We start from the raw sequence: 25202 nt of genomic DNA, 5'->3' as shown, positions 1-25202 counted from the left end.
CACCACTTCAAAACACCAACTATCAAAAATAGTGGTAAATCTATTATACCCAATTTTTGATAGTAATTCAATACAGGAGGTATAATTAATGAACGATATTGGATGGCATTTTGAGAATTTTACGGCACAGATGGTAAAACATGCAACTAAGGAGTTTCAGTTAACTAATTTTGAATATCAAGAAATAGAGTGTTATCTACATAAGCACGAGGATAGATTTAATTCAATATTAGATTCTCTTAATGAAGATGATAAGAAATTCGTAAAAGAATATATTACAAATCAAGTATATAAAGTATCTTGTGCGAATGATTGTTTATATCTTCAGGGATATAAGGATTGTGTTAAACTACTTGATAAATTAGGGGTAATTTGATTAAATTTAACCTATAAAGATTTATAAGTTGACAATTTTCAATGATTGTGCTAGTGTAAAAATGTAATTTTATATATTTAGGAGGATTTAAAAATGAATCAAGGTACAGTAAAATGGTTTGATAGTAAAAAAGGTTTTGGATTTATTACAGTTGAAAATGGCGAAGATATTTTTGTGCATTTTTCATCTATTAAAGACGAGGGGTTCAAAAATCTAGAAGAGGGTGATCGCGTTGAATTTGAAATTGTCGACGGTGCAAAAGGACCTCAAGCAGCTAACGTGAGTAAATTATAATTTTATATATAATAGAACGTAAATAAGCTGTTTTAATTATGATTAAAAACAAGAGGGGTTATCTTATCCATTAAGATAACCCTTTTGAAGTATTTATACATAAAGAATCATGATCCTGTTGATTTGTAATGTTTAACGCCTATTTTCCATACTAATAGACAAGGTATAATAAATAAAATTCCAAATATGGGTGAAATAATATATAATATATTATTTGAGTGATTTTTGTCCAATAAGTACATAAGTGGATAATAGTTGACACAGCCGAAAGGTACAACAAATGTAAAGAAATTCCTTATCCATTTTTTATAGATCCCCAGAGGATATTGGAACATTTCTCTACCACCATCTGTTAGGATATTTGCAATCTCAAGGCTTTGTATAGTCCAAAAACATAAGGTCGCTGCCAAAATGAATATACCAGAAAAAATAAAAACCCCACTGATAATCATTAATAAGAGAATTATAATCTTCGGTAAATTAAAGTCGATAGAAACATTGGTCAATGCCCATGTTAGAACTATGATACTTTGGGATAGACGTCCTATCCTAGTAAATTCAAATCTGGAACCTATTACTTGGACAATAGTTCCACGAGGTCTTACAAGTATTCTATCAAAGTTTCCAGTTCTAATAAGATTAGAGAAACTATCAAATCCTCTAGCAAAACATTCACTTAACGAAAAGGATATATGTATTATTCCAAAGCATAACATAACTTCGTAGAAGTTCCATCCAGCAATATTATTAAATCTTTGAAACATAAAATATATGCCAGCAAACATGGAGAAGGGCACAAAAAATTGACCAAGGCATAACAGTATAAATGAAGTCCGATATTGCAGTTGAGACTTCAATAATATTTTTAGGTATTTCAAGAATAATTTCATAATAACCTCCAATCTTAACCACCTTGTACTATTGCTTTTTTTAATACTTTTTTCATGCTAACTTGCCCTAATATTATAAGGATTACCAGCCATATCATTTGTACTAGAATTCCTATAAGAGCATCATTTTGAGGTATATGTCCAGAATATATTCTAAAAGGCATATCGCAGGTTAAATGAAAGGGAAGGATGTATACGATTCTCTGCATCCATACTGGCATAAATGGTATAGGAATAACCATACCAGCAAAAAATTCTCCAAGAACTGCAAATATCAAAGTTGACCCTACAGGTGACATAGTAACGAAAACGGAAATATATATAAACATGGATATAGATACAACAACAAACAATCCTAGTATAAGGGAAATTATAAATATAAAAAATGTTGTTATATCTGGTGGTAACGAAATTTTATAAGGTTTTGGAAGAATGAAAGAAATAATTAGTATTGGTACACTTCTAAGAATTGCCCCTGATACTCTTTGGGCTATAAGCTTTGAAAACCAAAAGCCATACAGATTAATGGGTCTGCATAATTCATAAGCTATGTTACCACTAGTGATTAACTCAAATAATTCACCATCCCTATACCAAAGCATTATAAAAACTAAAAAAGATTGTTGTAGCCAAATATAAGAAACTGTTTGGTTAAAGGATATTGGCTGAATACTAGTACTACTTGAGAAAAAAGCTTCAAAAATCATTATGTACATGAATCCCCAGAAAAATTGTGTAGCTACACCTGCAAAAGCTGCAATTCTATATTGCATACCATTTATCAATCTCAATCTAAAAACGGATAGATAGGCTCTCATATTGCATACTCCTTATATAATTTTACAATGATTTCATCCACTGGTTGTGATTCTACTGTAACATCAGTAATTTCGTATAAACTTACTAAAGATGATATGACTTCTGATACGGAGATTATTTTGGTGTTTATGGAAAGTACAGCACGTTCTTCCATATAGGATAAAACAGTTACACCGGGTATATTGATTGCTCTACTTGATTTAGCGTATTCTATGGTAATGATTTTATCATTAGAATATTTATTTCTCAGTGCTGAAAGGTTTCCGTCGTATAGAATAGTTCCTTTTCCTATCAATAAAATTCTATCAGCCAGAGCTTCTATATCACTCATATCATGGGTTGTTAATATGATGGTTACATTTTTTTCTTTGTTTATTTCTTTAATGAAATTTCGAACTGCAATTTTGGAAATAGCATCAAGACCAATAGTAGGTTCATCTAAAAATAAGATTTCGGGTGAATGTAATAATGATGCGGCTATCTCACAACGCATACGTTGTCCAAGACTTAACTGTCTAACGGGAATATTGATGAAATCACCTAGTTGTAAGGTTTCTGTCAGCATATCTAGATTGTTGGTATATTCTTTTGGTGGTATTTTATATATGTCTTTCAATAATTCAAAAGAGTCAATAACAGGAACATCCCACCACAGCTGGGAACGTTGACCAAAAACTACGCCAATATTTTTTACATGATTAACTCTTTCTTGCCAAGGGATATGACCTAAAATACTACAAGTACCCGAATCAGGAACCAGTATGCCGCTCATGATTTTGATTGTGGTAGATTTGCCAGCTCCATTAGGTCCGATGTACCCAACAATCTCACCAGTGTCTATTGTAAAAGAAACATCTTTTACAGCGTTAACCATGTCATATTCCCGATGAAAAAGAGATTTGATAGATGCTTTTACACCTGCTGAACGTTTGGCTACTTTGAAAGATTTGCATAATCCATTTACTTCAATCATAATGAACCTCCTAACGTAATCTAATATATTTAATTTTTTTGCAAGGAAAAATAGTATACTACTAGAACTTTATCAAGTCAAGATGTATTTAATTAAATTAATATTATGTTATTGTTACAATATGTAATAGTTAATGGATGATATATTATTTTAATATTAATAAATAATATTAGAGATATAAGAAAATGATAATTATATAAGATATGAGTTGTTAGCAAAATTAGGAAAAAAGCTTGTAATATGGTGTTAGAAAGTATATATTATTAGTATTAAGGCAAAATAAGGAAAGGATCAATGAAATGTTTCAGGTTGACAATTTTTCATTTAATACAAAAGAGGAATTTTACGAAAATATAATTTGTAATGCAAAAGGACTTATGTATGAAGAAAGAGACAAAATTGCAAATTTAGCTAATATATGTGCATTATTATTTCATACAATGGAGAAAATAAACTGGGTAGGATTTTATTTGTATAAAAATAATGAGCTAGTTCTTGGACCTTTTCAAGGGAAACCTGCTTGTATAAGAATAAAAATGGGAAAAGGTGTTTGTGGTACTGCTGCAAAGTTGATTGAAACACAAATAATACCTAATGTACATGAATTCAGGGGACATATACCTTGTGATGGTGATACTAATTCAGAAATAGTAATTCCAATAGTAGTAGATAATAAGCTTATAGGTGTTCTTGATATTGATAGCCCAATTATTGATAGGTTTGATGTTACTGATAGTGAATACTTAAATAAATTAGTTGGTCTTATTACAGATGGTTGTAATTGGAATGAATAATAAAACATAGTTATGATAATTTTTTTTTGATAAGGAGATGTTAATAAGTGGTTTTTGAAGTAGGTAAGATATACCATGGTTTTAAATTAGTTGATGAACAAAATATTGAAGAAATCAATTCGATTGGAAGATTATTTTATCATGAAAAAAGTGGTGCAAGACTAGTATCCATATATAATGATGATAATAACAAAGTATTTTCAGTGAATTTTAGAACACCACCTGTTGATGATACAGGGTTGCCTCATATACTAGAACATTCAGTTCTATGTGGTTCTAGGAAATTTCCTTTAAAGGATCCGTTTGTTGAATTAGTCAAAGGTTCTTTGAACACATTTCTTAATGCTATGACATTTTCAGATAAAACAATGTATCCTGTAGCAAGTCTTAATGACAAAGATTTCATTAACCTCATGGATGTTTATATGGATGCAGTTTTTTATCCTAATATTTATAAAAGACCTGAGATTCTAAGGCAAGAAGGATGGCATTATGATTTAGCCAATGTAGAAGAAGATATTACTATTAAAGGTGTAGTTTATAATGAGATGAAGGGTGCTTTTTCTTCACCTGAACAAGTATTGTTTAGAAAAATACAACAATCACTATTACCAGATACTCCATATGCTTATGAATCTGGTGGAGATCCAGACTATATACCCGATTTAACAAATGAACAATTTTTAGATTTTCACAAGAAATATTATCATCCATCTAATAGTTATCTATATTTATATGGAGACAGTGATGTTGATAATATGTTAGAATGGTTAGACGATAATTATCTAAAAGAGTTTGATACTATAGATATAGATTCAAGCATCAATTTACAAAAACCATTCAATGAATTTGCCCAAAAAGTTGAATACTATCCTATTTCTTCTAATGAAAGTGAAGAAGGGAAGACTTATTTAAGTTACAATGTTGTTGTAGGGAATGCTACTAACAAGATTGATTATAGGTCATTCGAAATATTGGAATACGTACTTCTTGAAGCTCCTGGAGCACCTCTTAAAAAAGCATTGATTGATGCGGGAATAGGTAAAGATGTATTTGGTTCATTTGATAATACTTTGTTACAGCCAACACTAAGTATTGTAGCTAAGAATTCAGATACAAGCAAGAAGGAAGAATTCATTTCGATAATTAGAAATACATTACAAGAAATAGTTGAAAAAGGTATAGATAAAAGAACCATAGAAGCAGCGATAAATTATTTTGAATTCAAAGTAAGAGAAGCTGATTATGGAAGATATCCAAAAGGAATCATATATGGCATGATGTGTATGGACAGCTGGCTATATGATAATGACCCTTTCATGCATTTAGCATATGATGAAACATTTGAAGTTCTAAAAGAAGGAATTAAAACTGATTTTTTTGAAAAGCTAATAGAAGAAAATCTTCTAAACAATACTCATGGTAGTTTACTAATAGTAGAACCTAAAAAGGGTATATTGGCTGAACGAGAAAAAGAATTAGAAGATAAACTTCAAGCTTACAAAGATTCATTATCAAATGATGAACTTAACAAATTAGTAAAAGATACTATTCATCTTGAAGAATATCAAAGCGAGCCAGAAGCTAAGGAAACTCTATTGAAAATACCATTATTAAGTTTGGATGATATTAGTAAAGAACCTGAAATGCTTCCGTTAGAAGAATGTGAAATAGATAATATCAAAGTATTGTTGCATCCTACATTCACTAACAATATTGCTTATATCAAGTTACTGTTTGATACTAAAAAAATACCTGTACATCTTATTCCATATATAGGTTTGGTTACAAAAGCACTTGGTAATATGGATACTGAGAATTATAGTTATGGAGAATTATCTAATGTCATAAATATTAATACTGGTGGTATTTCCTTTAATATTAATATATATGGACAAAATAATGAACCAGAAGTATTCTTGCCTAAGCTAGAAGTCTATGGAAAGTGTTTTTATGATAAGATACCTCAGTTATTTGAGTTGTTCAGTGAAATTATGTTCAATACAGATTTAACTGATAAAAATAGATTATTACAAGTAATATCTGAAGTAAAATCACGTATACAGATGGGTCTCACAAGCAGTGGACACATAGCTGCTGCAACTAGAGCAGAAAGCTATTTTGCGAATACAGCATTATATAAAGAATTGACAAGTGGAATATCATTCTATCATTTCTTGGATAAACTAGAAAATAATTTTGAAGAAATGTCCGAAGAAATAATAAGTAATATGGAAAAGACTATTAAATATATGTTTAAACCTGAGAATATAGTAATTAGTATGACTTCTGAAAGAGATGCATATGGATTATTTAATGGGGAGGTTAAACATTTTATTGAGAAATTAGATGATACATTACTGGAATTGGACGATGTGAAATTTGACTTTAATAAAGCAAATGAAGGATTATTGACATCAGATAAAATCCAATATGTAGCAAAAGCAGGTAATTTTATCAAAAAAGGCTATAATTATACTGGTACTCTTAAGGTATTACAGACTATAACTAGTTTGGACTATTTATGGAACAATGTAAGAGTAAAAGGTGGAGCTTATGGATGTATGAATGCATTTTCAAGAAATGGTAATGTATATTTTACATCTTACAGAGACCCTAACCTTAAAAAAACTTTAGAGACTTATGATAATATAGATGGCTTTATTTCTACTTTTGATACTGACGACAGGGAAATGACTAAATATATTATTGGTACTATCAGTAATCTTGATAGACCATTAACTCCAGCACTGAAAGGTGATAGAGCAGTTAGTTCTTATATTAGTAATGTTTCTTATGAAGATGTATTTAATGAAAGAAAAGAAGTTCTTAATACCACCAAAGAAGATATTAGAAAAACAGCTGATCTAGTTAAATCGGTATTGAAACAAGATAATATCTGTGTACTGGGTAATGAGAATAAATTAGAGAAAAACAAAGAGATATTTAGTGAATTAGTTCATCTATTTAATTAACAAAATTTAATATATAATATGCTGACGGTCACTTGTTGACCGTTAAGCATGTCTATTGACAGGAGGAAAATTTTGAATAATTTTAAATCAGGATTTGTTACAATAATTGGTAGACCTAATGTAGGGAAATCTACATTGATGAATCAAATAATAGGTCAAAAAATTGCTATTATGTCGGACAAACCTCAGACAACAAGGAATAAAATTCAAACAATTATTACAAGTGAGGAAGGGCAAATAATTTTTATTGACACACCTGGAATTCATAAGCCAAAGCATAAATTAGGTGAATATATGAATAAGACTGCCATCGATACTTTTAGAGGTGTTGATGTAATCTTATGGCTAGTAGAACCTAACATGGAAATTGGTAGAGGTGATGAATATATAATTGAACAATTAGGCAAAGTTAAAACGCCAGTTATTCTAGTAATCAACAAAATAGATAAAATATCAAAAGACAATGTATTGGAAGTTATAAATACTTATAAGGATGCTTATAAATTCGCTGAAATTATTCCTATATCAGCACTAAAAGGTGATAATACAGATGATATTCCAAATATATTATTCAAGTATTTGGAAGAAGGACCACAGTTTTTTGATAGTGATATGATAACTGACCAACCTGAACGTCAGATTGTCGCAGAATTAATTAGAGAAAAAGCCCTACATCTATTACAACAAGAAATACCACATGGTATAGCTGTTGTTATTGATAGAATGAAGGATAGAGATAATAAGGATATTGTTGATATTGATGCGACAATAATTTGCGAAAGAGATTCTCATAAAGGTATCATTATTGGGAAACAAGGTGCAATGCTTAAAAAAATAGGTACCAGAGCGAGAATAGATATAGAAAATCTACTAGGTTCAAAAGTTAATTTAAAAGTATGGGTGAAAATTAAAAAGAATTGGCGAGATAGTGATTTCTTATTGAAGAATTATGGATTCAATAAAAGAGATATGGATTAAATCTTTTGGATTATAAAATTACACTATACATAGGACTAAAGTACTAGAATGGTGTGAGTGGAAGTCCTGCTTTTATGCTATATTGAGTGTTGTGGATTTTTTGTCAAGGGTATAAAATCAGTTTAGCCATGGGAATATTTGAGCAGTATATAAAAATCTTAACAGGTAAACCTATAGATATAATAAAGTATATTTTTAGGGGGTAACAAAAATGTTTAAGAATATATTATGGAATCTGTTTGAAAATACTGGCAGAATTGATGTTTATTTAATTTATAAACAATATGAACCCAGGGGTAATACTTATTCAAGGCAAGAATTAACTGGAACATATGAAAGCAAAAAATGTGTTAACAGTAATATAGTATAATGATACATTTTTATATTACTAATCATTAAGAGCTGTTATTAAGATTACTTTTACTATATAACTATAGAAAAATAAATCTGATAATAGCTTTTTTTAGTGAATGTGCTAAGTCATAATTTAATAAAAACATATTTTATGAGAAAATGGTTGCACACGTGTACATAATATGATAGAATGTTTTTGAAAGGGAGATTGTAATGAGTATTACTATTAAAGATATTGCTAAGTTAGCAGGCGTTTCTCATGCTACGGTTTCAAGAGCTCTTAATGATAGTCCACTGATAAGCGATAAAACCAAGGACAGAATTAAGATAATTGCTAAAGATAATAATTATATTCCTAATTATAGTGCTAAGAGTCTAAAACTTGATAAGTCATATAATATTGGAGTGTTTTTATCCGCACTTGAAGGTACTAGCCCATCTTTCTTCTATAGTTCAATCAAAGGCGTTAATAGATTGATGAAAGAAAGAAATTACAACTTGGTAGTTAAAGCAATTGATGATTTAAATGGCGATTACAGTATTGTGAATAGTAAACATTACGATGGAATCTTGGTTGTTAGTCAAAAGAAACAAGATGATGGATTTATAAAATACATAGGTGCATTGAATATACCTGTAGTAGTTCTTAATAGAAAAATAAACATAAAGGGTACAACTTGTGTTTATTCTGAAGATAGAGATGGTGCATACCAAGCAGTAAAATATTTGACCAATCAAGGGCATAAGAAGATTGGACTAATCAAAGGTAAAGAAGGATTTTTGAATAGTAGTGAGAGATTAGAAGGATATAAATTAGCTATGAGTGAAGCTTCCCTTACAATTGATAAGAAATTAATAGCAAGCGGAAAGTTTGACGTAATTAGTGGGTACAAAGGTATGAATAAAATACTTGATAATAATACTGAGTTACCTACAGCTATGTTCTGTTCTAATGATGAAATGGCATTTGGTGCCATAAAAGCCATAATAGAAAAAGGACTTAGAGTCCCTGAAGATATATCAGTTGTTGGTTTTGATGATATAGAAATGTGTAAGTATATTACACCAGAGCTCACAACAGTAAGAAGAGAAATCTCAAGAATAGCATATAGTGGAACAGAAATTCTATTTGATATGCTTGATAACAATAGCAATAAGGATTTTTATCATACGAAAGTTGATTGTAAGTTGAAAATAAGACAGTCGGTGTACCAGTTGAATTAATATTATGGAATATATTATTTTGCTAGATTTGCACACGTGTACATTTAATAGGAGGATGGTATTGTGAAAGAGTTTCTATGCAAAGATTTTATGCTTAATAATGAAGTTGGGAAAAAATTATATCATGAATATGCGGCAGATATGCCAATTTATGATTACCATTGTCATTTGAGTCCAAAGGAAATCGCAGAAGATAAGCGATATGAAAATATTACTGAGCTTTGGCTTGGTGGAGACCACTACAAATGGAGAGGTATGAGAAGCCAAGGAATAGAAGAAAAGTACATAACAGGTGATGCTTCTGATAAAGATAAGTTTTTAAAATGGGCTAAAACAATTTCGTATTGTATTGGTAATCCTCTTTACCACTGGACACATCTAGAATTAGCAAGATATTTTAATATAACTAAACAATTGAATGAAGATACAGCCCAAGAGATATGGAAATTATGTAATGATAAGTTAAAAGAAGATGGTTTCAGTGCAAAAGATTTGATCAAAAGGTCTAATGTAAAAGTTGTATGTACTACGGATGATCCAGTAGATGATTTACATTACCATAAAATAATACAAGAAGATATTGATTTTGATACAAAAGTATTACCAGCCTTTAGACCTGATAAGTGTGTAAATATTGATAAAGATACTTTTCTACCTTGGATTGGAGAGCTAGCAAAAGTAGTTGGTTATCCTGTTAATGATATTGATAGCTTATTAAAGGCGATGGAGGAAAGAGTAGAATTTTTCCAAAATGCAGGGTGTAGAATAGCTGACCATGGTCTTGAAGGAATAAAATATATAAAAGCTAGTAAAGATGAAATTAATGATATATTACTTAAGAAATTATCAAAAGGTAATATTGACGAGGAAGAAACAATAAAATATCAAGGTTTCATGCTTGTGTTTTTTGGACGATTATATAAAAAGTACAATTGGGCTATGCAATTACATATGGGCTGTATTAGAAATAATAATTCTAGGATGTTGAAGTTATTAGGTCCAGATACTGGTTTTGATGCAGTTGGTGATTATAGCATTGCCGAGGGATTAGCAGGATTACTCAATGCATTAGATGAAACTGACGAATTACCAAAAACTATTTTATATAATCTTAATCCATCTGATAATTATGTGTTAGGAACACTTATAGGATGTTTCCAGAATTCTGATGCAAGAGGTAAAGTACAATTTGGTGCAGGTTGGTGGTTTAATGACCACAAAGATGGTATGGTCAAGCAAATGATTGATTTAGGTAATCTTGGTTTATTAAGTAATTTTGTAGGTATGTTAACGGATTCAAGAAGTTTCTTATCCTATACAAGACATGAATATTTTAGAAGAATATTGTGTAATTTAATAGGTAAGTGGGTTGAAGATGGTGAATTCCCATACGATATGAATCTACTTGGAACTATTGTCCAGAACATTAGTTTTAACAATGCCAAAGAATATTTTGATATTGAATTATAGAGAATAATACGTATAGATGTTTAAGTTCAATATATATAGTTTAATACGTTATTAAAGACGATATTATATAACACATTATAAGAGAGGAATGAATGTTCATATGAAAAGAATGGAAACAATTAAAAAAATCGTAGATAGTGGTGTAGTTGCAGTTATCCGTGCAGAGTCAAAAGAAGATGGTATGAAAATTATTGAAGCCGTAAAAGCTGGTGGAATTAAAGCGCTTGAAATTACTATGACAGTACCAGGTGCAGTTGATATTATAAAAGAATTAACAGATCTATACAAAGATGAAGATGTAATAATTGGAGCAGGAACAGTTCTTGATCCAGAAACAGCAAGAGCTTGTATCCTTGCTGGAGCAGAATATATTGTAAGTTCAAGTTTTAATGCTGACACTGTAAAATTATGTAATCGTTATAGAGTACCTGTTATGCCTGGTATCATGACACCTGCTGAAGCTCTAACTGCTCTTGAAGCTGGTGTGGAAATCTTAAAAGTATTCCCAGGAAATGCATTTGGTCCTTCTATTATTAAGGCATTCAAAGGTCCTATGCCACAAGGTAATTATATGCCAACTGGTGGAGTAAGTCTTGAAAATGTTCATGAGTGGATTGAAGCTGGTGCTGTAGCTGTTGGAACAGGTAGTGTTCTTACTAAAGGTGCTAAAACAGGTAATTATGAACTTGTAACAGAAACTGCTAAGAAATTTGTTAATGAAGTAAAAGTATCTAGAGAAAGATTAAACAAATAATTAGATTATTAGAAAGGATTGAATATAGATGAGTAAAAAAGTAGTTACTATGGGAGAAATTATGCTTAGACTCTCAACTAAAGGATATGAAAGATTCACTCAAGCAGAGTCATTTGATGTAGTATATGGTGGCGGAGAAGCTAATGTAGCTGTTTCACTTGCTAATTATGGTTTTGATGCTCATTTTGTAACTAAGCTTCCAGAAAATCCAATTGGACAAAGTGCTGTTAATCACTTAAGAAGATTTGGTGTTGATACTGATTATATTGCTAGAGGTGGAGACCGAGTAGGAATATACTACTTAGAGACAGGTGCATCAATGAGACCTTCAAAAGTAGTTTATGATAGAGCTGATTCTGCTATAGCTGAAGCTGATATTGAAGACTTTGATTTTGATGAAATATTTAAGGATGCAGAGTGGTTCCATTTTTCAGGTATTACACCTGCAATCAGTAAAAAAGCAGCGGTTCTCACTGAAAAAGCATTAATAGCTGCTAAAAAACATGGAGTGACAGTTAGTGTAGACCTTAACTATAGAAAGAAACTATGGACACCAGCAGAAGCAAAAGAAGTTATGACTAATCTGATGCAATATGTTGATGTATGTATTGGTAATGAAGAAGATGCAGAAAAAGTATTAGGATTCAAACCTGGTGAAACAGATGTTACTTCAGGAAATCTTGAACTTGATGGATATAAAACAATCTTTAAACAAATGAAAGAAAAATTCGGTTTCAAATATGTTGTTACAACATTAAGAGAGAGCTACTCAGCATCAGATAATGGATGGTCAGCTCTTATATATGATGGTAGTGAATTCTACCGTTCTAAAAAATATGACATAAGAATAGTTGATAGAGTAGGGGGAGGAGATTCATTCGCTGGTGGTCTTATATATGGTTTATTATCTAGCAATGATGACTTCAAATATGCTCTAGAATTTGCAGTAGGTGCTTCTGCACTGAAACATACTATTAAAGGAGATTTTAACTTAGTAACTGTTGATGAAGTAGAAACACTTATAAATGGTGATGCTTCAGGTAGAGTACAAAGATAATTTCTTATTAAAATTGCTAAACATATAACATTAAATATACAAGTGATGGGGACAGTTCTTTAGAAGGACTGTCCCCATTGCATTTGAATTGAAGATATAGGAATGTAATGCCTATAAGAATATAAATACTTGCAATTATTGTACATAAGGTATATCATGAAAGTATTTAATACATAATTATGTGTGAGGGATGATAAATGAATTTAAGATACATAAAGGGTGCTGTTATATTAGGTTTAATAGTCTTATTGGTTGGCTGTAATAATACAGGCAATACTAATAAAAGTAGTAAGATATCAAATATTGAAAACACTGAGAAGAATACAAACATTAAGAAAAATAAACAGGATAAAAAATCTTCTCACATTAAAAATGAGATTGAACAAAGTAAAGATAAAACAGATGTATCTAATACCCAGAAAATATTAGACACAATTAAAAACCACAATACTACCTCTGGAGATTATAATACTTTTACTAAGAAATATGCCAATCTATCAGATGAATCAATGGATTTTAATGATTGGTGGTTATATACTGAATACGAAAATGAAAACAAGCCTTATATCTACCGTTTTAATGTAAAGACAGGTAATAAAGTAAAGGTATGTGAAGGAAAAATAACAACTAAGACTCCTTTAATCGAGGAGCTATATTATGCTAATGAAACAGGTATTAAGTTATTACATAGCAACCAAAAAATTAATCTGATCAATAAATATATAGATCAATATCAAAAAATAGAAAGTGGTTATGTTTATGTAGCTTCTAATGCTGTCTATTATTTTAATATTACAACAAATACTGAAAGTATTCTTACTACTTTTAATGATTCAGTAGTAGTAGAAGGAGAACTATCAGCTGCTTCTAACAAAGAGAATATAATATATTCAATAAAAACAAATGATAGGATTCTAGTAAATGTCTATAGTATTAAAAGTAAAGACAACAAAACCATATTAGAAAATCAGTTCTGTAATAATATAATTAATTATAATGATAAATTCTTTTTATTTAATGATTCAAGCAAGAAAATATTAGTATATGAAAATAATAAACTGAAAGAGCTAGTAATAGAAGAATCATCATATCCAAATCAGGATGATGTATTATATAGCAATGATAAAATATACTTTTCAAGTGATGAATTATATATTATCGACACAAATAATTATTCCATAAAGACAATAGATACATATAGCAGTGAAAATAATTTATTGGAGATAAAAGATAATAAATTATATCTTTATGGTAATCAGCTTATGATTTATGATATTGACAAGGATAGATTAGAGAATAAAAATATCTTTCTAGACGTAAGTAAAGAGATATTTATTGATAATGACTCCATATATGAAATGAATCGTGACAAGGGATACATATGTAAAAGTGATTTTAAAGGTAAAAAAATTAAGAATTATGATTTGGATTATTTCACGGAGTATTTTATTGGTGACAACTCTATTTATTTATTAGATGATAAGGGAATTACAAGTAAGGTAGATAAAGAGACACTAGATAATATTGAAACTACCAGAAAATACGATAATTCTTATATATATCAAGTGAAAAACAAACAAAATACTAATATATTTAGAGTAGAGAATTATAATGCATCAGTTCACCTGAATGAAAACACTTACTATCCCAGCAGTGCACATAGATTGATTAGTCTACAATCTAATAAGAAGGCATTGGAAGAACTGAAATTAAGTAATAGTGATTGGTATGATTATAACGATAAATTTATAGTGTATGTCAATGAAAGTGGACTCCTTCATTATTATAATAGATATACAAAAGAAAAAAAGAGTCTAAAAGTTAGTAATATTAATAAATTGAGAGTTATAGACAACAGTATATTCTATTATTCAATAGATGATAAAGCTTTATTCTGCTATAAGAATAATAGACACAAAAAAATAGTTGATGGAAATATAGAAAAATATGAAGTAATAGGTAATAAAATCTATTATGAAGATAAATATCTATATAGAATTGATATTAATGGAACTAACAAAGAGAAAATCAATGATTCACCTATTAGGGTATTAATTAGTATAGAAAACGATGTTTTTTATATAAATAATAAAGATATTAATGTATTATACAAAATTAATAATAATAGCTCAAGTGAATTGATTGATATAATTCCATCTCTTGACATTAAGGATTATTTTACAGATGGTGAAAAATTATATATCTATTATAACGATAAAGACGTAATATCAATAATTTGAAATTTTAATAGTTAAAGGAGAATCAGTTTGTGTTTAATGCTGAGTATTTCATAGAAAAGTTGGAATTAAGTCCACATATAGAAGGTGGATATTATAGAGAAATATATAATGATACATCTAATAATATAGCAATTGAAAATTATGAGGGAAAGAGATCTTTATCAACAACTATTTATTATCTCTTGAAATCAGGGCAGGTTTCCAAATTTCATAAATTAATATCTGATGAAATATGGTTTTATCATTATGGTACATCCCTAGCTATACATATGATTGATGAACAAGGAAAATATAGCAAAGCAATATTAGGATTAAATATTGAAGAAGGAGAATTACCACAGCTGATTGTACCAGCCAATACAATTTTTGGTGCTGAAGTTGTAGAAGACGGAGATTTTACATTAGTTAGTTGTATGGTTTCTCCAGGGTTCGACTTCAAAGATTTTAAAATGTATTCTAGATGTGAATTGATTAATGAATATCCTGAATATAATGAAATAATAGATAGATTGAATGGATGATTAAAACTGTAAATACTATTTATAGAAAGCTTTCTATGATAAAAATAAAATCATAGGAGGCTATTTTATTATGGTAAAACGAAAGAATGGTTGTTGAATATATAATTTAATATAATTTTTTTGTAAATGTCGTGGTAATGTCGTGTTATATGGTGTTAATATTATATCAAGCCAATAGCAAATAAGGCTTAACGTACGTATTAGAGATAATATATGAAATATATGCAATAATAAATTATCTCTATGAAAATGTAGTCGCGGTTACAAAATAAATTATAATACGAGAGGAAGTAATAAAATGTCAATTGAAGGATTTATTTATGGTAATAACACATTTGTAGGAACAGATTCAGGAGTAAGCGGTCCAAATGAAGATGGTGGTAATACAGCTTTTGGACATAGAACTTTATATGAAACTTGTGAAGGTAATTACAACACTGCTGTTGGTTGTGAAGCTTTAACCAACAATTCTGATGGTAAGAGTAATACTGCTGTGGGTTATCAAGCTTTAACTAATAATAATGGTGGTGATTATAATACTGCTGTAGGTTATCAAACTTTAACTAACAATTATGATGGTATTTATAATATTGCTGTAGGATATAAATGCCTCGAAAAGAATAGTAGTGGTAACTGGAATACTGCTATAGGTACTCGTACTTGTTACAAAAACACTACTGGTACTAATAATATTGGTATAGGTCATTTGGCTTTAGTAAATAATGAAGAAGGTAGAGAAAATATCGCATTAGGTCGTAGTGCATTAAGTAATAACAAGCAAAATTATAACATAGGTATAGGAAGTCAAGCATTATATTCAAATAGTGGAATTCATAATGCAGCTGTAGGTCATAGAGCTCTATTCAGTACTAGATATAATAATTGTTCTGGAATTGGTTATAACTCAAAAGTTAAAGGTGATAATCAAATACAATTAGGTAATAGTGATACAACAACATATGCTTATGGTAGTGTACAGAATCGTTCCGATAGAAGAGATAAAACAGATATACAAGACACAAAATTAGGCTTAGATTTTATAATGGGATTAAAACCTGTCGAATTCAAATGGGATTATCGGGAAGATTATGTAGAAGAAACTACTAATGAAGATGGTTCTATTGATTTAAAAGAAATTCCTAAAGATGGCTCCAAAAAAAGAAAAAGACTACATCAAGGTTTTATAGCACAAGATGTAAAAGCTTTAATGGATAGCTTAGGAGTTGAATTTGCAGGATATCAGGATCACAAAGTTAAAGGTGGAGAAGATGTGCTTACTCTAGGATATACAGAATTTATTCCACCACTTGTTAAGGCTATTCACCAGCAACATAAAAGTATATTAAAATTACAGAAGAAGATTGAAATGCTAGAGAATAAGTAAAACATAGACATGATCAATTATAACCTTAATGTTTAGAATCATTGTTTGAAAAGTTATAAAAGTTGGAATGCCAAGATAGACATTCCAACTTTTATTATATAGTGTAAGGTCATTTATCATAGAAAGTAATTTACAGAGATAACTTCACATTCTTTATTTTTTGTTTTTAGTGGATTTTTTTGCTACAGAATATCCAAAAGTACCTAACTTTTTACCTAGTCCAAAATAAGTGCCATGTGAATAACATATGGGGTTAGATTTATCTAGATGAAATTTGTTGTTATCATCTAGATATTTTTCATCTGCATTAACTGCAACTACTTCAGCCATAAACATATCATGAGAACCAAGTTTTATTATTTCTTTAACTTTACACTCTATGTTAACGGGGCTCTCTGCAATTAATGGAGCTTTAACTTCTTTGGCTTCTTCAATTGTCAGATTCATTTCTTTGAATTTATTAATATCTCTACCTGATCTAACTCCACAGTAGTCAACAGCCCTCACTAATTTTTCACAACTTAGATTAATAACGAATTCTTTTGTTTCTTCGATTATATTATATGAATATCTATTAGGACGAACAGATATATATGTCATTGGGGGGTTAGTACAGATCGTTCCAGTCCATGCAATGGTAATTACATTATAATTGTCAATATTATTTCCACAAGTGACTAATACAGCCGGTAAAGGATATATCATATTACCGGGTTTCCAATTTATTTTTGCCATTTTTATTCTCTCCTTCCATTATTTTGTCGAAATATAAGTTTTGAAAATAAACTACTTATTAATATTATATATATATATTAAAAAAAATCAAATACTAATAATGAATTATATATAGTTATTAGCTTAAACAACTATATTATATAATTGTTATATATGGATTATGTAAATAGAAATGATTGACAAATTTTACAAATAAGTGTAATATTAATTATATTTACTAGAAGGGGGCTGATTTATTATGAAGAGTATCAAGTCAAAATTGATCTTAATTTTGTGTGTAATAATTGTGATTTCATGTAGTGGGTTAGGGTTGATCTCCTATAACTTTAGTAAGCAGGCGTTAATAGATTCTGTAGAACATAATCTTATAACTATTGCTGAAAAATCATCACAAGTAATAGAAGAAAGAATTAATAAAGAGTTAGGTAAATTAGAAGTCATTGCTGGTAGAACCAGAATAACAGATCCAGATAATACTACAGAAGATAAGTTAAATGCTTTGAGGGATGAAGTTAATAGAAATGGTTATCAAGTAATGGATTTGATTGATAAAAAGGGAGAAGCTATTTCCACAGGGGGTAAAACATATAATTTAAGTCATAGAGATTATTTTGTTAGAGCTATAAGTGGACAGTCTACTATCTCAGAAATGTTAATTAGTGCAGAGGATGATTCACTAATTGTTGTATATGCTACTCCAATAAAATCTAATGGTGACATAACAGGAGTATTAATAGCAATAAAAGAAGCTATATCTTTTAGTGATGTAATAAAAGATATAACAGTTGGAGAATCAGGGTATGCATATGTAGTAAATGACCAAGGTATGATTGTCGCAGACAAAGACATTAACAGAGTTAATAATGTCAATTTGCTAAAAGAAGTCGAGAACGATAAGAAGGCTGAAAAATTAAAAGTACTACTAAATAAGATGATTGCAAAAGAAATAGGTAGTGGTTCATATACATATGATGGTTCAGAGCATATGATTGGATATTCACCAATTAATAATACTAACTGGTCAATAGGAATAACAGCTCCTTTGGACGAAGTTTTATCAGAATTAGATGGATTAAGAAGTAGTACATTAATATTATCAGGAGTAATACTAATAATATCATTATTCTTTATATATCTAGTGGGAGTATTCATAACTAGACCTCTTGTAGATCTATCTAAGAATATAAATATTCTGGCTCAATTTGATTTAAGAGAAAACAATGACAACAAAATACTTAAGCACAAAAAGAGAAAAGATGAAATCGGATTTATTTTTAATTCTATCTCTGTTATGCAGAATAATTTTGTAAGCTTAATTAAAAAAATAACAGAAACTGTTAATAGTATAACAGAATCATCGTCTAATATGAGCTTGACAACACAGCAATCTGCACAAGCTGCTGAGGAAGTTGCTACTACTATAGGAGAAATTGCTAAAGGAGCTACGGACCAAGCAAAAGATACTGAAACAGGCTCTGAGACAGTATATGAATTAGGCAATCTTATAGAAAAAGAGCATGAATGTATGGAGGAAGTAAGTACTAATTCAGATAAGGTTATACAATTAGCAGATGAAGGACTTGTTGAAATAAATGAACTAAAAGAAAAAACTGATCTTAGCAAGGAAGCAACAATAGAAATCTTTGAAGTGATAAAAAAGACCAATGAAAGTTCTAAAAAGATTTCAAAAGCAAGTACTATGATAGCATCTATTGCTGAACAGACGAATCTATTAGCACTTAATGCTGCTATAGAAGCTGCAAGAGCAGGTGAAGCAGGTAAAGGATTCGCAGTTGTAGCAGATGAAATTAGAACTTTGGCTGAACAATCTACTGAATCTACTAAAGAAATTGATTTGGTAGTAAACGAATTAATAACTAATGCTGGTCAGGCAGTTAAAAGAATGGAAGAAGTATATAATATTGTTAATCATCAAATAAGTAGTGTTGATGTAACAGAAGGTAAGTACAAGCAAATCGTGGATGCTATCACTAGTACAGATGATAGTATAGAAAAATTAAATGGTATAGGTGTAGAATTACAGAAGAAAAAAGAGCATATATTAGATGTTATTCAGAATCTATCAGCAATAGCTGAAGAAAATGCAGCTAGTACTGAAGAGGCAGCAGCATCAACTGAAGAACAATCTGCATCATTACAACAAATTGCAAGTACTAGTGAAAGTCTAGCGGAATTGGCAACAGAATTAAATCAAGAAGCATCTAAATTCCATCTATAAAATATTAATTGGTTATCTTCATGATACATAAATTTAAATATGTATTATGAGATAACCTTTTTTTATTGTAATCTAAAATTCTATGTTACTTCATATGATAATTCTATTGATGATATTTCCATTGCATTAGGTGTTAAGTATTATACAACATTAATTAAATAATGATAATATTTAGGTTTATTTTAAGTATGTTTGTATTTAAGTAATTAGTGTAATAATCAACTTGTTTTTATTAAAGAAAAAACTTGTTTTATCTTTAATAAAAAAAGAAAAAAACATTACTTACAAATTATTTGGATTGTACAATTTGACATTTTTTGGTGAACGAGTTAGAATTAGCACATAATAAATGGGGAGGATACAGCAGTGAAGAGTATAAAAACTAAGTTGATTTTAGCAATATCAGTTATTGTATTAATATCATGTGTTGGAGTATCAATAATATCATACACATATGGAAGCAGAGTATTATTAAATAAGACAGAAGATAATCTAGTTGTTATATCTGAAAAGTCATCTCAAGTAATTTCTGAAAGAATTAATATTGAAAAAGAAGTGCTTAAATCTGTTGCATCCAAAGAAAAAATAGTTGATAATTATGTAACTAAGAGGGAAAAAGTTATATCACTTAATAATGAAATAAGAAAATATGGATATTCTAGGATGTTGATTTCTAATATTGATGGACAAGCTTATTCTAATGATAACAAAGATTATGATATATCCCAAAGAGAATATTTTAAAAAAGCTTTAGATGGAGAAACTATAATTTCAGATGTTATTGTAAGTGAAGATTCCTTAATTGTAACATATGCTACTCCAATTTGGAGAGGTGGAGGAGTAGTTGGAGTTCTAATTGGAGTTAGAGATATTAATACATTTATTGATATGATCTCCGATATAACTATTGGAGAAAGTGGATATGCGTTCATAGTTAATAAAAAAGGTCAATTAGTGGCAGATAAAAGTATTGAAAGAGTTGTTGACAATGTCAATCTATTAGAAGAATCCAAGAACTCTAATAAATACAATAAGATAGTCAATAATATGATAGAAGGACAAAGTGGAAGTGGAAAATATAGTTTCGATAATGCTAATAATATCATGGGATATGCTCCAATATCAAATACCAATTGGTCACTAGGGGTTGTGGCACCAGTAAATGAAGTATTAAGTGAACTAGATAAGATGAAATCTACTAGTTTCAAAACTATACTCATAACTCTATTAATAACTTTAATAATAGTCTATATATTGGGAGCAATGATTGCTAAACCTCTAAGAAAATTAGCTATAGTATTAAATAAGTTATCACAATATGACTTAAGTAAAAATGATGATAGCATTAGCAAGTATTTTAAAAGAAGAGATGAGATAGGAATAATATCTAATGCTTTATCAAAGATGCAAGACAATTTTGTAGAACTAATCAAAAAAATTACTGATGCATCTAAAGAGGTAAGAGATTCATCACTTTCTATGACAGATATTACTGGACAATGTTCTAATGCGGCTAATAATGTAGCTGCAACTGTAGGAGAAATTGCAAAAAGTGCTTCTGATCAAGCTCATAATACAGAAGTAGGTTCAGAGTCAATATATCAGTTGGGGAATTTGATTGAAGACGAAAAAAATGTTATGGAGGAACTGAATGATAATTCAGACAAAGTAGATGAATTAATCAAATCAGGTTTAATTGAAATAGATGAGTTGATTAATAAGACTGAAGAAAGTGGTAAATCTGCAAAAGATATTTTTGGTGTTATTGCTGATACAAATAAAAGCACACAAAAAATCAGCAAAGCAAGTACAATGATTGCAGCTATCGCAGAACAGACTAATTTATTAGCTCTAAATGCAGCTATAGAGGCGGCTAGAGCAGGAGAGGCAGGAAAAGGATTTGCAGTAGTTGCTGATGAAATTAGAAAACTTGCGGAACAATCTACTCATTCAACTAAAGAGATCGATAATATAGTTAATGAATTAATCAATAATGCTCAAAATGCTGTTGTTAAGATAAAAGAAGTCTCTAATATTGTGGAACAACAGGTTGCAAGTGTCAAAGTAACAGAAAGTAAATATACAGATATTTCTCATGCAATCAATGAATCTAGTAGAAGTATTGATAAGCTGAATTTATTAGGAGAAGAACTTCAAATAAAAAAATCTAGTATATTGGACGTTATAGGTAATTTATCTACCATTGCAGAGGAAAATGCAGCTAGTACTGAAGAAGTTGCTGCATCAACCCAAGAACAATCTGCATCATTGGAATTAATAGCAACTACCAGTGAAAGATTATCTAATTTAGCAAATGGATTGGATGAAACCACATCTCAATTCAAATTATAATGTTGTTGATGTTAAAAATTAAATAATATATGAGGTGCTGAAAATATGACATATAAAGGATATAAACCAGAAATTGATAAAAGTGCTTATATTGCTCCAAGTGCTGATGTTATAGGACAGGTCAAGGTTAAAGAAAATGCAAGTATATGGTTTAATACTGTACTCAGAGGAGATATAAACAAAATAACTGTAGGTAAATGTTCTAATGTACAAGACAATAGTACAGTACATGTATCACAAGATACTAGTACAGAGATTGGTGATTATGTTACTATAGGTCATAATTGTATTATACATGGCTGTAAAATAAGTGACTACACACTTATAGGGATGGGCAGTATTATATTAGATGGTGCCGTTATAAGTGAATATTCTATAGTTGGAGCAGGAAGTCTAGTTACAGGTAATAAGATATTTCCACCTGGTGTGCTCATATTAGGTTCACCAGCAAAGGTCAGCAGAAAACTTACTGAAGAAGAAAAAATCAAACTAAAAAAATCAGCTGAACATTATGTTGAAACTGCAAATGAATATAAAAATCAATAATAAGCAAGAGGAACTATTACATATCAGCAATAGTTCCTCTTGCTTTATTCATTGATGACTTGGTATAATATTAAGAAAAAAATAAGGTATTAATCATTATAAAATAAGGTGTATGAAATATAATATTTTTGATGGTTACATAAATTGTTATGAGTTATAATTTGTTTAAGTATAAAATTGGGAGGTCGACACATGGAAAAGATTATAGTTGCTGATGATGAATTAGAAATACGAGAATTAATAAAAGTATGTTTGGAGAATGAAGGTTACGAAGTTGTAACAGTTAATAATGGAAAAGAAGCTGTTGAAGCTGTTGATTCTAGTGTGGGGCTTATTATTCTGGATGTGATGATGCCCATTATGAATGGTATAATGGCATGTACTGAAATTAGAAAAAAAAGTAGTGTACCAATTGTTTTTCTTACTGCAAAAACACAGGATTCTGATATGATATTCGGTCTATCAGCAGGAGCAGATGATTACATAAAAAAACCTTTTACACCACCTGTTCTAATTGCAAAAATAAAAGCTGTATTGAGAAGATATAGAATTTTAGGTGCAGATGCTTATGAAGATAAAGGCTATAAAAAGATATATGTAAAAGATTTAATTATTGATATAGAGTCTCATAATGTTATTCGTGAAAACAAAGAGATTTATTTAACGAAGACGGAATTTGATATTTTATTACTTCTTGCGAAGCATAAAGGACAAGTTTTTAGTATTGAACGTATATATGAAAGTGTATGGAATGAAGCTTACATAGATGTTTCAGCTAATACGGTTATGGTACATATTAAGAAGTTAAGAAATAAAATTATAAATACCGAGCAAAACGAATATATCAAAACAGTATGGGGAGTGGGTTACAAAATTGAAAAATAAAAATAGACCTAGGCGTTATCGGTTGAAGGTAGAATTTATTATAGCCCTGATTATAAGTATTATTATTGCAACTTTTGGCGTAGTAATTATTATGGAATTACAGGATACATATATAAATAATACATTCAATAATAAATATGATAAAGCTAGAAATGAACTGAGTATTGTTTTTGATGAACTGGAGAAATATATTATCGATAATAATATAGATGAAAAAAGTATAAATGAGTTGTATGCAGAATTAGAAAAATATCCTAAATATAATCTGTATACAGAAGTATTTGATAAAAATGATATCTGGGTTTTCTTGGATCAAGAATATAGCGATAATGCTTGGCCAATTCTATTTACCCAATATGTTAAGACGGATAATAATATTTTTGTTCTAAATGGAAACCTAAAATCACTGGATGACTTTTTTAATATAATATCTATAATTATACCTATAATCTTTATTATCATTTTTATTATGGTACTTAGTTTTTTTATAGGAAGAAAACAAAAATATCTAATAAATGTTGCTAATAGTTTAGATATATTGGAGGGTGGCGACTTGAACCATCAAGTTTCTATAAAAGGAAACGATGAGATTACATATGTAGCGAGACATATTAATCAAATGAGTAGTGCCCTCAAGAAAAGAATTGAAAAGGAAAAATTCATAGAGCAATCAAAGAATGAATTGATAGCTAATATATCTCACGATCTAAGAACTCCATTGACCTCTATTACAGGTTATTTGACTTTATTAAAGGACGACTATGAAAAGAATGAATATGTAAAACAAAAATATCTGGACATATGTTTAAATAAATCGACAGCACTATCTAACTTGATTGAACAGCTATTTGAATATGTTATGCTGGCAAATGGTCAAATGAAACTTAACTTAGTCAATATTAACATAGCTACATATATTAGACAATCTATCTATGAGTGGGAAACCTTATTAGAAGAACATAACATGGAGATATATTTCCATATTGAAGAGAGTGATAAAGATATAGCTATCGATATAGACAAATTCAACCGAGTCATTGAAAACTTATTCAAGAATTTATTGAAGTATGCAGATAAGGACAAAAAAGTTGAGTTAACAGCTAGGTGGATAGAGGATAAATATTATATACAGTTATCCAACGGTATAAAAGAAGGGGTGAATCTATCTGAAAGTGATGTCTTCAATAGATTTTTCACTTCGGATAGAACTCTGGAAAGTGGAGGAATAGGTTTAGCAATATGTAAAGAAATCATAACAATGCATAAGGGTGAGATTGATGCAGTTATTGACCAAGACAGATTTACCATAAAAATCATATTGTAGTATTTTTCTAAGAGCAGT

Annotated in this window: 22 protein-coding genes; 18 read left to right on the top strand and 4 right to left on the bottom strand. The window is 29.6% G+C overall.

Annotated elements, in window-relative coordinates:
- Nucleotides 1-88 precede the first annotated feature (88 nt).
- Both ACX6CF_RS04015 and ACX6CF_RS04010 read left to right on the top strand, forming a co-directional pair.
- On the top strand, nucleotides 89-376 hold the full coding sequence (locus ACX6CF_RS04015) for a hypothetical protein (RefSeq protein WP_458784014.1): 288 nt from the start codon (nucleotides 89-91) through the stop codon (nucleotides 374-376).
- 93 nt (nucleotides 377-469) lie between these two features.
- Nucleotides 470-670 (top strand): cold-shock protein, encoded by a 201-nt coding sequence (locus ACX6CF_RS04010; protein WP_458784013.1) that lies wholly within the window; start codon nucleotides 470-472, stop codon nucleotides 668-670.
- 107 nt (nucleotides 671-777) lie between these two features.
- On the opposite strand, the gene ACX6CF_RS04005 is transcribed toward ACX6CF_RS04010, so the two are convergent.
- Genes ACX6CF_RS04005 through ACX6CF_RS03995 form a run of 3 tightly spaced genes read right to left on the bottom strand, consistent with a single transcriptional unit; the run spans nucleotide 778 to nucleotide 3352 of the window.
- Nucleotides 778-1560: an ABC transporter permease gene (locus tag ACX6CF_RS04005; RefSeq protein ID WP_458784012.1), complete on the bottom strand. Its 783-nt coding sequence runs from the start codon at nucleotides 1558-1560 to the stop codon at nucleotides 778-780.
- Nucleotides 1561-1574: 14 nt separating this feature from the next.
- Nucleotides 1575-2378: an ABC transporter permease gene (locus ACX6CF_RS04000; RefSeq protein ID WP_458784011.1), complete on the bottom strand. Its 804-nt coding sequence runs from the start codon at nucleotides 2376-2378 to the stop codon at nucleotides 1575-1577.
- Entirely contained in the window at nucleotides 2375-3352 is a 978-nt protein-coding gene (locus ACX6CF_RS03995; RefSeq protein WP_458784010.1) for an ABC transporter ATP-binding protein, read from the bottom strand. The genes ACX6CF_RS04000 and ACX6CF_RS03995 overlap by 4 nt, the downstream gene beginning before the upstream one ends.
- 299 nt (nucleotides 3353-3651) lie before the next feature.
- Between ACX6CF_RS03995 and ACX6CF_RS03990 the strand changes: the two genes are divergently transcribed.
- The 11 genes from ACX6CF_RS03990 (at nucleotide 3652) to ACX6CF_RS03940 (ending at nucleotide 17103) form a co-directional block, all read left to right on the top strand.
- The gene (locus ACX6CF_RS03990; protein WP_458784009.1) at nucleotides 3652-4146 is read left to right on the top strand and encodes a GAF domain-containing protein; all 495 of its coding nucleotides are present in this window, start codon (nucleotides 3652-3654) and stop codon (nucleotides 4144-4146) included.
- Nucleotides 4147-4193: 47 nt separating this feature from the next.
- Nucleotides 4194-7121 (top strand): insulinase family protein, encoded by a 2928-nt coding sequence (locus ACX6CF_RS03985; protein WP_458784008.1) that lies wholly within the window; start codon nucleotides 4194-4196, stop codon nucleotides 7119-7121.
- A gap of 69 nt (nucleotides 7122-7190) precedes the next feature.
- On the top strand, nucleotides 7191-8099 hold the full coding sequence (gene era / locus ACX6CF_RS03980; RefSeq protein WP_458784095.1) for a GTPase Era: 909 nt from the start codon (nucleotides 7191-7193) through the stop codon (nucleotides 8097-8099).
- Between the two features lie 211 nt (nucleotides 8100-8310).
- Complete coding sequence (locus ACX6CF_RS03975) at nucleotides 8311-8469, top strand: YqzL family protein (RefSeq protein WP_458784007.1); 159 nt, start codon at nucleotides 8311-8313, stop codon at nucleotides 8467-8469.
- A gap of 197 nt (nucleotides 8470-8666) precedes the next feature.
- Entirely contained in the window at nucleotides 8667-9677 is a 1011-nt protein-coding gene (locus ACX6CF_RS03970; RefSeq protein WP_458784006.1) for a LacI family DNA-binding transcriptional regulator, read from the top strand.
- Nucleotides 9678-9740: 63 nt separating this feature from the next.
- Nucleotides 9741-11147, top strand: a complete 1407-nt coding sequence (uxaC, locus tag ACX6CF_RS03965; RefSeq protein ID WP_458784005.1) for a glucuronate isomerase — start codon at nucleotides 9741-9743, stop codon at nucleotides 11145-11147.
- 100 nt (nucleotides 11148-11247) lie between these two features.
- Nucleotides 11248-11901, top strand: coding sequence for a bifunctional 4-hydroxy-2-oxoglutarate aldolase/2-dehydro-3-deoxy-phosphogluconate aldolase (locus ACX6CF_RS03960; protein ID WP_458784004.1), 654 nt, complete (start codon nucleotides 11248-11250; stop codon nucleotides 11899-11901).
- A 28-nt stretch (nucleotides 11902-11929) separates the two neighbouring features.
- Nucleotides 11930-12958, top strand: a complete 1029-nt coding sequence (locus ACX6CF_RS03955) for a PfkB family carbohydrate kinase (protein ID WP_458784003.1) — start codon at nucleotides 11930-11932, stop codon at nucleotides 12956-12958.
- A gap of 197 nt (nucleotides 12959-13155) precedes the next feature.
- Nucleotides 13156-15198, top strand: coding sequence for a DUF5050 domain-containing protein (locus ACX6CF_RS03950; RefSeq protein WP_458784002.1), 2043 nt, complete (start codon nucleotides 13156-13158; stop codon nucleotides 15196-15198).
- Between the two features lie 29 nt (nucleotides 15199-15227).
- Nucleotides 15228-15719, top strand: a complete 492-nt coding sequence (locus ACX6CF_RS03945) for a cupin domain-containing protein (RefSeq protein ID WP_458784001.1) — start codon at nucleotides 15228-15230, stop codon at nucleotides 15717-15719.
- A gap of 298 nt (nucleotides 15720-16017) precedes the next feature.
- Complete coding sequence (locus tag ACX6CF_RS03940) at nucleotides 16018-17103, top strand: tail fiber domain-containing protein (RefSeq protein ID WP_458784000.1); 1086 nt, start codon at nucleotides 16018-16020, stop codon at nucleotides 17101-17103.
- A 153-nt stretch (nucleotides 17104-17256) separates the two neighbouring features.
- Here the strand turns inward: ACX6CF_RS03940 and ACX6CF_RS03935 are convergent, their stop codons facing one another.
- Nucleotides 17257-17838: a flavin reductase family protein gene (locus tag ACX6CF_RS03935; protein WP_458783999.1), complete on the bottom strand. Its 582-nt coding sequence runs from the start codon at nucleotides 17836-17838 to the stop codon at nucleotides 17257-17259.
- A gap of 238 nt (nucleotides 17839-18076) precedes the next feature.
- Between ACX6CF_RS03935 and ACX6CF_RS03930 the strand changes: the two genes are divergently transcribed.
- The 5 genes from ACX6CF_RS03930 to ACX6CF_RS03910 all read left to right on the top strand — a co-directional run bounded on the left by ACX6CF_RS03930 (nucleotide 18077) and on the right by ACX6CF_RS03910 (nucleotide 25184).
- Entirely contained in the window at nucleotides 18077-20077 is a 2001-nt protein-coding gene (locus ACX6CF_RS03930; protein ID WP_458783998.1) for a methyl-accepting chemotaxis protein, read from the top strand.
- 366 nt (nucleotides 20078-20443) lie between these two features.
- Nucleotides 20444-22429 (top strand): methyl-accepting chemotaxis protein, encoded by a 1986-nt coding sequence (locus ACX6CF_RS03925; RefSeq protein WP_458783997.1) that lies wholly within the window; start codon nucleotides 20444-20446, stop codon nucleotides 22427-22429.
- 45 nt (nucleotides 22430-22474) lie between these two features.
- The gene (locus ACX6CF_RS03920) at nucleotides 22475-22975 is read left to right on the top strand and encodes a gamma carbonic anhydrase family protein (protein ID WP_458783996.1); all 501 of its coding nucleotides are present in this window, start codon (nucleotides 22475-22477) and stop codon (nucleotides 22973-22975) included.
- Between the two features lie 192 nt (nucleotides 22976-23167).
- Nucleotides 23168-23860: a response regulator transcription factor gene (locus ACX6CF_RS03915; protein ID WP_458783995.1), complete on the top strand. Its 693-nt coding sequence runs from the start codon at nucleotides 23168-23170 to the stop codon at nucleotides 23858-23860.
- Nucleotides 23850-25184, top strand: a complete 1335-nt coding sequence (locus ACX6CF_RS03910) for a HAMP domain-containing sensor histidine kinase (RefSeq protein WP_458783994.1) — start codon at nucleotides 23850-23852, stop codon at nucleotides 25182-25184. Before ACX6CF_RS03915 ends, ACX6CF_RS03910 begins: the two co-directional genes overlap by 11 nt.
- Nucleotides 25185-25202: the final 18 nt, after the last annotated feature.

The sequence above is a fragment of the Vallitalea sediminicola genome, assembly GCF_054408565.1.
This window is presented reverse-complemented; position numbering and strand designations above follow the sequence as displayed.